7 protein-coding genes are annotated in these 9,538 nt (G+C 70.3%); all 7 read left to right on the top strand.

Going from position 1 to position 9,538, the window contains the following annotated elements:
* On the top strand, window positions 1-1,330 hold a 1,330-nt coding region (locus tag ACO1BR_RS20455; protein WP_426796510.1), incomplete at its 5' end, for a M64 family metallopeptidase.
* Between the two features lie 137 nt (window positions 1,331-1,467).
* Entirely contained in the window at window positions 1,468-2,109 is a 642-nt protein-coding gene (locus ACO1BR_RS20450) for a uridine kinase (RefSeq protein ID WP_426796509.1), read from the top strand.
* Window positions 2,110-2,301: 192 nt separating this feature from the next.
* On the top strand, window positions 2,302-4,020 hold the full coding sequence (locus ACO1BR_RS20445) for a sensor histidine kinase (RefSeq protein WP_426796508.1): 1,719 nt from the start codon (window positions 2,302-2,304) through the stop codon (window positions 4,018-4,020).
* The gene (locus tag ACO1BR_RS20440; RefSeq protein WP_426796507.1) at window positions 4,013-4,699 is read left to right on the top strand and encodes a response regulator; all 687 of its coding nucleotides are present in this window, start codon (window positions 4,013-4,015) and stop codon (window positions 4,697-4,699) included. The genes ACO1BR_RS20445 and ACO1BR_RS20440 overlap by 8 nt, the downstream gene beginning before the upstream one ends.
* A gap of 231 nt (window positions 4,700-4,930) precedes the next feature.
* On the top strand, window positions 4,931-5,710 hold the full coding sequence (locus tag ACO1BR_RS20435; RefSeq protein ID WP_426796506.1) for an ABC transporter ATP-binding protein: 780 nt from the start codon (window positions 4,931-4,933) through the stop codon (window positions 5,708-5,710).
* A 78-nt stretch (window positions 5,711-5,788) separates the two neighbouring features.
* Entirely contained in the window at window positions 5,789-8,377 is a 2,589-nt protein-coding gene (locus tag ACO1BR_RS20430) for an ABC transporter permease (RefSeq protein WP_426796505.1), read from the top strand.
* A 176-nt stretch (window positions 8,378-8,553) separates the two neighbouring features.
* A complete protein-coding gene (locus tag ACO1BR_RS20425) occupies window positions 8,554-9,528 on the top strand; it encodes a hypothetical protein (protein ID WP_426796504.1) in 975 nt (324 codons plus the stop codon).
* The last annotated feature ends 10 nt before the right edge of the window (window positions 9,529-9,538 follow it).

The following is a 9,538-nucleotide window of genomic DNA, read 5'->3' as shown; positions in this document are numbered from 1 at the left end:
GTCCTCCGCCCCCGACCCCCACGTCCGCGTGGAAGTCCCCGGCCCCGCAGGCGGCCCGGCCGGAGCCGGCTACCGCAACGTCCCGCGCAGCTTCCCCCACACTGCGGGGGCTGCCCTGACGGGACCTGCTCGCGCCGCCGACGGCCAGGTCACCAAGGTGATCGACAACGGCGACACCAAGGACCGCCTCGACGTCGTCGTCATCGGCGACGGATACACCGTCGACCAGCTGGACCAGTTCCACACCGACCTCAAGGAGAAGTGGAACGAATTCCTCAATGTCGAGCCGTACGGCACGTACCAGAAGCTCTTCAATGTCTGGGCCGTCGACGCCGTCTCCGCGGAAAGCGGGGTGAGCGGCGACCCAGGCAAGGACGTCTCCCGCAACACCGCGCTCGGCGCGCATTTCTGGTGCGACGGCGTTGAGCGGCTGCTCTGCATCGACCAGCAGAAGGTCGATGCCTACGTTGCCAAGGCCCCGCAAGCCGACCTGGTGCTCGTGCTCGCCAACAGCACCAAGTACGGCGGCGCCGGCTACAACGAGGCCAGTCCGACACTGGGCTACGAGGGCATCTCCACCGCCTCCGCGCACGGCAAGAACGCCGACCAGGTCGCCGTCCACGAGACCGGCCACTCCCTCGGCAAGCTCGCCGACGAATACTCCTACCCCGGCGTGCCGGGATACGAGCAGTACACCGGGCCCGAGATGCCGCAGGCCAATTCGTCCATCCTGAACGCTGATGCCATGGCCGCCGGCCGCACCAAGTGGTTCCGCTGGCTGGGTGCGACGTCACCGGACGGCGGGGCGGTAGGGACCTACGAGGGCGGCAACTTCTACGTCAAAGGGCTGTACCGCCCCACAGAGGACTCCCTCATGCGCAGCCTCGGCAAGCCCTTCAACCTGCCTGGCCGCGAAGCCATGATCGCCGGGTTCTACCGGCACGCTTCCCCCGCCGCCCCGGCTGACCGTACCCAGGCATGGAGCACCACGGCACGCCTCGCCCTGCCCCGGGCGAATGATGTGGCCCACGGCAAGGTCGCTGTGCGCTGGTATCTCGACGGGCGCGAGCTGCGCCGCTACCGTGACCATGACCGCGTGGCGGTGCGCGAACTCGGGTTCGGCCGTGGCCCCCACCGGCTGACGGCCACGGTCACCGATGCCACCTCAGCGGTGCGTGACCCCGTGATCCGCGCCTCGCTGACCGGCTCGACCGGCTGGACCGTGCGACGCGGCAGCGGATCCGCCTCCATCCCGGACCTCACAGCCCGGGCCGTAGCAAAGCCGGATGCCGCGCCTTCGCCTGGCGTCCGCAAGGACACCGCCGGGTGAGACCAGCAGCGGATCCGACAAGACGCCGTGAGAAAGGGACGGGACCACCCTCCATGAGATCACCACGGGGGAACGTCCATCATTCGGCTTCGTCCTGGCGGCAGCCCTGTCCTCCGGCGGTCTCCGTCGAGCGCAGCATGCTGGTCGAAAAGATCGCCAAGCGCATCCTGGCTCTCGGTCAGGGCCGCCTGCTCGTGGGGATCGACGGCTTCACCGCCGCTGGGAAGACGAGCTTCGGACATGAACTGGCTGAGTGGATCAGTGCTGCCGGGCGACCAGTGCTTCGGGCGACTCTCGACGACTTCAAGAAGCCGTGGAGGGACCGGCACCTCTATGACCGGGAGTCTGGCGAAGGCTACTACCGCAACGCGTACGACTACGAGGCGGTCAAGCGTCTGCTGCTGGATCCCTGCCGGTCATCGGGAGCGACAGTCTGTGCGCTGTGCAGCAGCGACCCACTGACCCAGCGAGATCACTCATCCGACGTGACGCCGCTCGGGGCGGACGCGGTGCTGATCGTGGATGGTGTCTTCGCCTTCCGCCCTGAGATCAATGAGTACTGGGACTTCCGCGTCTGGTTGCAGGTGGATGCGGAGCTGTCCGTTCAGCGGGGTGCCGAGCGTCACCGGGACTGGGCCGGAACCGAAGCGGAGCCGATCCACCACAGCAGGTATCGGGTGGCCGAGCGTCTCTATCTTCAGGAAGTCGACCCGTTGCCGATGACGGATGTGGTCATCGACAACTCGGTGTTCGCGCGTCCGCAGGTCGTGACACCGTGACGTCAGCATGCGCCGGGCCGGTGGGCGGCTCTGGGGCGGTACCACGGGCGCCCGGCAGCCGGGACAGCGCCCGATCGGCGGCAGGAGCCGCGACGCCGTGAACCAGCGGGGACGGGCTCTACCTGTTGATAGAGGCGGGGTCGTCCGCAAGGCGCAGGGGATCCCCGTACGAAGCCGCCGATAATCGACGCCATGACGTCCAGCGCACCACCAGCTGCCGCCCCCGCTCACCTGGCCCGCAGCCCCTTCGCGGGGCCCGACGAGCGGGGGCGGCAGTTGTGGCGGGCGGGGGGTGAGGCGGTTCTGGCCGCGGTGGTGGTGCTGCTCACCTACCTGGGCGAGTCGGGTATCGAGGCCAGGCTGGTGGGCCGGGTACCGGCTCTGGCGGCCGTCGGCATCGCGTTGGTGCTGGTGCGGCGCCGTTTCCCGGTGGTTGGTGTCGTCGGGCTCGCGGCGCTGATGGCGGTGGCGCCTGCGGCGGCGCTGCTGACCGCGGTGGCGGCCTATACCGCGGCCCGGCAGCGGGAGACGCCGCGGCGGCGGGTGGGGCTGCTGCTCGGGGCGGCCGGAGTGGCGATGGTGACGTCTGCGGTGTCCGCGCCCGTGCTGGAGGTGGGCAGTTGGGTGTTCGGCCTGGCGCTGGGTGCGGTCCTTGCGGTGACCACGGTCGTGGTGCCTGGGCTGGTGGGCACCGCCGCGGGGCAGCAGGACCGGCTGTTGCGGGCGTTGCGGGAGCGTACGGCCGCCGCGGAGGAGGCGCGGCGACTGGCGGACAGCGAGGCGCGGGTGCGCGAGCGGACGCGGATCGCCGCGGAGATGCACGATCTGGTCGGGCACCGGTTGAGCGTGGTCTCGCTGCACTCGGACGGGCTGGAGCTGGCGCTGCGCAAGGAGGCGCCCGGGCTGCGGGACGAGGCCGCCGTGGTGGGCCGAGCCGCCCGTGAGGCGATGCGGGAGCTGCGGGAGGTGCTGGGTGTCCTGGGCCCGCTGGCGCAGGACACCGGCACCGAGGCGCTGACGGACGCGACGGGTACGCGCGGGGACATCGAGGCGCTGGTCGAGGAGTCCCGCGGCGCCGGCATCCCCGTTGAGCTGTCCTGGGAGGGGCCCGATCTCGACGCGCGGCCGGCCAGGGTGCGGCGGGCGGTGCACCGCGTGGTGCGCGAGGCGCTGACCAATGTCCACCGGTACGCGGTCGGAGCCCATGTGACCGTCTCCGTCCGCCATGTAGGCGAGCGGGTGGAGGTGCGGGTGCGCAACGGCGTGCCGCCTGTGGCGAATACCGCGGTGACCGGACTGGGCACCGGACGCGGGCTGATCGGGCTGCGGGAGCGGGTGGCGCTGCTCGGCGGCTGTCTGGAGGCGGGGCGGACGCCTGGTGGCGGCTTCGCCGTGACCGCCGGCATCCCCGCCGAGCCCGGGCCCGGTGCGGAGCCGCCGGCGGCCGAGCCGTATCAGGAGGGGCCGGGCGCCGCTGTCGAGGAGCCCGGCCGCGGGCTCTCCGCCTTCCAACGGCGCCTGGCCGGTGCCGTCATCGGGCTGGTCGGTCTGGTGGGGGTGGGTGTGATGATGCTTTTCGGGCTCGTCTTGGTGCACGGTGCGCAGTTCGGTGCCCAGTATCGGAGCAACGAAGTGCCACGGGTGGGTATGTCGCGGGAGCGCGTGGAGCGGGCTGTGTCCTTCGACTCCGATACGCTGCGCGCGGCCGCCGCCGGGCGTGAGCCGCCGCGGCCGGTGTCCGCCACGGACTGCCTGTATCCGTACGTGGACAAGAGGGCCAAGGGTGGGCGGCTGGGTATCGTCCGCTACTGCTTCCGGGCCGACACTCTGATCGCGATCGACCGATTCACGGTTCCGATGGTCACGGAGAAGGTGACCGAACCGCCGCAGGGGAGAAGGACACATGACTGACCAGGCCAACTCCGTGGGCTCCGGGGCGGGTTCCGCGATCCGGGTGCTGCTCGCCGATGACGAGGAGATGATCCGGCACGGTATCCGGCTGATCCTCCGGCATACCGACGGCATCGGCGTGGTGGGCGAGGCGGTCAACGGTGCCGAGGCGGTCCGGCTCGCCGCCGAGCACCGGCCCGATGTGGTGCTCCTCGACATCCGTATGCCCGTCCTCGACGGGCTGGCGGCCATCGAACCGCTGATCGCGCTCGACCCCCGGCCGCAGGTCGTCATGCTCACCACCTTCGGCGACGAGGAGAACGTCACCCGGGCCCTGCGGGCGGGTGCCACCGGCTTCCTGCTGAAGGACGAGGGGGCGCAGGAGTTGATCCGCGCGGTGCGGGCGGCGGCCGCGGGGGATGCGGTGCTCTCGCCGGGCGTCACCGGGACGGTGATCCGGCGGATGCTGAGCGGCGGCGGGACCGCCGCCCCGGAGAGCAGGGTGGTGGGGCTGACCGGCCGGGAGCGGGAGGTGCTGGTCATGCTGGGGGAGGGGATCTCGAACCCGGAGATCGGCAGGCGGCTCGGCATCGGGGTGGGGACGGTCAAGAGCCACGTCCGGTCGATCCTGGAGAAGACGGGCTGCGGCAGCCGGGTGCAGGCGGGGCTGCTGGCGCACCAGGCCGGGCTGATGGGCTGACGCTTCTGGCTGGGGCCACCTGCTTGCCTTCGGGTAGGGCAGGCGGCTCTGTCTGTCGGCAGAGGGGCAGTGCCTGTCTGTTGGTAGAGGGGTCGTGGTCCGTGAGGGCGACGCGGCAGCGGCGGGTCCGCCCTGTTGGCAGGCGGCGTATTCGCGACCTGAGGGCGACGGATTCGAGGGTGCGTCGCGGCCACGATGGTCGGGAGATTCGCCCCCCTTCCAGGAGCACCTATGCCGCCGCATGCCACTGCCACCGCCCGCCTCCGCGCCCCCTCCGTCGCCGCCCGTGCGACGGGGCTGACCAAGGTCTACGGCGAGGGTGAGACCCGCGTCGTGGCCCTCGACTCGGTGACGGTGGAGTTCGGGCGAGGCCGGTTCACCGCGATCATGGGCCCGTCCGGCTCGGGCAAGTCGACGCTGATGCACTGCATGGCGGGGCTCGACTCCATCTCCGGCGGGTCTGCTCGGATCGGTGACACCGAGCTGTCCGGGCTGAAGGACCGTCAACTCACCAGGCTCCGGCGGGAGAAGATCGGCTTCGTCTTCCAGTCGTTCAACCTGCTGCCCACGCTGGATGCCCTGGAGAACATCACGCTGCCGCTGGACATCGCCGGCCGAAAGCCCGACCAGGAGTGGTTGGAGCTGATCGTGGGGACGCTCGGCCTGGCCGAGCGGTTGCGGCACCGTCCGTCGCAGCTGTCCGGTGGTCAGCAGCAGAGGGTTGCCGTGGCCCGTGCGCTGGCCGGGCGCCCGGAGATCGTCTTCGCGGACGAGCCGACCGGCAACCTCGACTCCCGTTCCGGCGCGGAGGTCCTGGGCTTTCTGCGGGATTCCGTACGGGAGCTGGGGCAGACGGTGGTGATGGTCACCCACGATCCGGTCGCCGCCTCCTCCGCGGACCGGGTGGTCTTCCTCGCCGACGGACGCGTCACCGACGAGCTGTCCGCCCCCACCGCCGAGGCCGTGCTGGACCGTATGCGGCTCTTCGACGCCAAGGGACGGACGAGCTGACGCGGCCCGCAACCGCCCTCGGCCCCGTACTCCGCATCCGCGCTCTGCCACTTCGCACCAAGGACTGAACCGACCACCATGCTGCGTACCGCCCTGCGCAACGTCCTTGCGCACAAAGCCCGATTGATCATGACCGCGCTCGCGGTCCTGCTCGGCGTCGCCTTCGTCTCCGGCACCCTCGTCTTCGCCGACACCACCGCGAACGCCTTCCGCAACGCCGCAGCCCAGAGCCTCAAGGGCGTGGCCGTCTCCGTGCGGGCGGATGAGGTCGCCACCGCTCCCGATAGGGCAGGCGGCGCGCCCGGTAAGGCCACCGGCGCCCTCGACACCGCGCTGGCGCGGAAGATCCGCCAACTGCCCGGCGTCGACTCGGTGCGCCCCACCGTCCACGGCCAGGCAACCCTCGCCGGTACGAACGGCCGCCCGGTCAACGCCGACACCAATGGGCAGAACCTGGCCACCAACTACCTGCCAGGCAACGACGGCAAGGACAGCCACTTCCCGCTGAAGGAAGGGCGCGGCCCCGCCGCCGAGGGCGAGTTGGCGCTGGACGCCCAGACCGCCGTGAAGGCCGGCTACCGCATCGGCGACACCGTCCGCTTCGCCACCGACGGCCCCACCCTGACCAAGAAACTGGTCGGCATCGTCTCCACCGACGACCCCCAGGTCACCGCTGCGGGTACCCTCACCCTCTTCGACACCCGGACCGCGCAGGAACTGTTCCACCACCCTGGCCAGTTCGACGAGATCGCGGTCGCGGCCGACCCCGGGACCGACGAGCACGCGCTGACCGAACAGGTGCGGGCGCTGCTCCCCAAGGAGGGCGCCAGGGCCACCAGCGGGGCCCAACTGGCCGCCGAGCAGTCCGGCCAGATCGCCCAGAACACCGGATACCTCACCAAGACGCTGCTGGTCTTCGCCGGCATCGCACTGTTCGTCGGCGTGTTCCTCATCGCCAACACCTTCACCATGCTCATCGCCCAGCGCAGCCGGGAGATCGCGCTGCTGCGGGCCGTGGGCGCCGCACGCCGCCAAGTCGTCCGCTCCGTCCTCATCGAGGCGGGTCTGCTCGGCCTCGTAGCCGCCACCGGCGGATTCGCGCTCGGCCTCGCCATCGCCACCGCCCTGCGCCCGTTGCTCAACACCACCGGCGCCGGGCTGCCCGACGGACCGCTGGTCATCACGCCCGCGGCCCCGCTGGCCTCGCTCGGGGTCGGCGTCGTCATCACCGTACTGGCGGCCTGGCTGCCGTCCCGCAAGGCCGCGAAGATCGCCCCCGTGGCAGCGCTCAGCAGCGTCGACCAGGCCCCGCCCGCCCGCGCCCTGAGAGTGCGCAACGTGCTCGGCATCCTGCTCACCGGGGCCGGGGCGCTGGTGATGCTGTACGTCTCCACGCTCCGGACCAGCAAGGAGCCGAACCTGTTGGCCGCGATGCTCGGCGGCGTACTGACCCTCGGCGGCATGATCGTCCTGGCCCCGCTGCTCTCCCGGCCACTGATCACGCTGGCCGGCAAGGTCACCACCCGCTTCTTCGGCGTCAACGGCAAGCTGGCCAAGGAGAACGCACTGCGCAACCCGCGCCGCACCTCCGCCACCGCATCCGCCCTGATGATCGGGCTCGCCCTGATCACCGGTCTGACCGTCGGCGCCCACTCCGCCCAGCACGCCATGGCCAAGGAAGCCACCGCGGGCCTGACCGCCGACTACAAGGTCAACTACAGCACCGCCCGCGGGCTCGACCCGGACACCGTCGACAGGATCGCCCGGCTACCCGCGGTCGCTGCGGCCGCCCCCGTGGCCGTGGCGCAGCTCGCCACCCACGGTCGGTCCGCCGTCATCACCGGCACGGATCCGAAGGCGTTCGGCAAGGTTGCACGGCTCGACTTCCGCGCCGGGTCGCTGCACGACATCGCCCCCGGCCGGATCGCGGTCTCCGAGGAGTTCGCCAAGCAGGCCGGGTTGAGCGTCGGCGCCAGCCTCGACGCCGAGACGGGTGGCGGGACGGCCGGCGGCAAGGCCGCGAAGCGGAAGCTGACGGTCGTCGGCATCTACGCCAAGACCCGCGCCGTCGACGACGCCCTGGGCACGCGCGCCGACGTGCTCCCGAACTCCGTGACGAAGCAGTTCGACAACCTGCTGGTCAAGGCCGAGCCCGGCAAGGCCGCCGGTCTTGAGCGCACGATCCGCGCCGCACTCGGCGACAGCCCGCTGCTGAAGGTCCGCTCCCAGGAGCAACTCGTCAAGGAGAGCAACGAGTCGGTCACCACCGTCCTCAGCATGATGTACGGGCTGCTCGGCATGGCCGTCGTCATCGCGATCCTCGGCGTCGTCAACACCCTGGCCATGTCGGTCTTCGAACGCACCCGCGAGATCGGGATGCTGCGCGCCATCGGTCTCGACCGCTCCGGCATCCGGCAGATGGTCCGGCTGGAGTCGGTGGTCATCTCCCTGTTCGGCGCGGTCCTCGGGATCGCTACGGGCATCTTCCTGGCCTGGGCCGCGGGCGGGCTGACCACGACCTCGATGCACGCATACGAGACGGTCCTGCCGTGGGACAGGTTGGGCACCTTCCTGATGCTGGCGCTGGTGATCGGCGTCCTTGCCGCCATCTGGCCGGCTCGCCGAGCCGCCCGCATGAACATGCTGCGGTCGATCCAGGCGAGTTGAGCCCTTCAGCCCAGGGACGCACCCCGCCCGTACGCCCGGCAGCCGGGTGAGGGGCCTCGATACACGCCCTCACAACCCTCACGACCTTCACAAGCCATCTGAAGAGCGGCGCGGCCGATCGGCGGCCGACGCCCGAGAAGTTCCGAGCAAGTTCCCGACAAGTCAAGGAGATTCGCGTGTCAACCACACTGTGCACCACCCCTGCTGGTCGAGGCCGACGGAAGAGTGCTCTGACAGCGGCCGCACTCGCCACCACCATGCTCACCGGCATATCGCTGGTCGGCTCGTCCACCCCTGCCCACGCCGAGGCCGGCAACACCTACTTCAAGACCGAACAGGAAGTCATCAACTTCCTCGGCCAGAGCGCGCCCCTGAACCAGAAGGAAGCCGTCAAGGGCTACCCCGTCAACGGTCTGGACTCGCAGCAGGTCAAGCTCGACGACGTCGAGAAAGTCTACCCGCACGACCAGGCGCTGAAGGACGTCCCATCCAAGCTGGGCAGTGGATTCGCCCTCGCACAGTCCGCACCGACCGAGGGCGGTCCGTCCATCACCACCGAGGGTCCCGACATCCGCAAGAGCAGCAGCGACGACAAGGAGCCGTGGCTGAGCAACTGGGACGCCAAGTCGATGTGCGGCCAGCCCAGCCACCATCCCGACGGCAAGCCGATGCCCTGTGGTTTCGTCGGCGTGCTCGACACGAAGTACCCCACCATGCAGACGTCGGCGGCGGTGATGGGGAAGGCGCAGTTCTCCTACAAGACCCAGGCCACGGTCGGCCAGGACACCAGCCAGACCAGTGGCTGGTCCGTCGGCGGCAAGGTCAGCTCGGAGCTGACGACCCCCGGCGGGCCGGGCGGCGGCAAGGGCGGCACAGAGCTGAACTTCACCTACAGCGAGTCGACCACGACCACCAACAAGTGGACGACCATGACCGAGCAGAACAACACCTATGACGTCCCGGACGGCGTGTCCGGGTGGGTCGAGGGGCGCGCCAACGGCGGTAGGTACCTCGGGTACATCGTCTACAAGCTCGACTTCGTCGACGGCAGCGGCAAAGAGAAGCAGAAGCTGGTCCTCATCCCGGCCCGTGTCCTGATCCAGGCACCCGGCAATGCGGTTCCGATGACGTTCGTCAAGCGTCGGGGATAGCAGGGGTTGG

This window comes from Streptomyces sp. YGL11-2 (assembly GCF_050054615.1).
In the GTDB taxonomy this organism is placed as follows: Bacteria; Actinomycetota; Actinomycetes; order Streptomycetales; family Streptomycetaceae; genus Streptomyces.
This window is presented reverse-complemented; position numbering and strand designations above follow the sequence as displayed.

Excerpts from the sequence above, each read along its gene's own strand:
- ACO1BR_RS20450 (WP_426796509.1), top strand. The coding sequence starts at position 1,468 with ATGCTGGTCGAAAAGATCGCCAAGCGCATCCTGGCTCTCGGTCAGGGC.
- ACO1BR_RS20445 (WP_426796508.1), top strand. The coding sequence starts at position 2,302 with ATGACGTCCAGCGCACCACCAGCTGCCGCCCCCGCTCACCTGGCCCGC.
- ACO1BR_RS20440 (WP_426796507.1), top strand. The coding sequence starts at position 4,013 with ATGACTGACCAGGCCAACTCCGTGGGCTCCGGGGCGGGTTCCGCGATC.
- ACO1BR_RS20435 (WP_426796506.1), top strand. The coding sequence starts at position 4,931 with ATGCCGCCGCATGCCACTGCCACCGCCCGCCTCCGCGCCCCCTCCGTC.
- ACO1BR_RS20430 (WP_426796505.1), top strand. The coding sequence starts at position 5,789 with ATGCTGCGTACCGCCCTGCGCAACGTCCTTGCGCACAAAGCCCGATTG.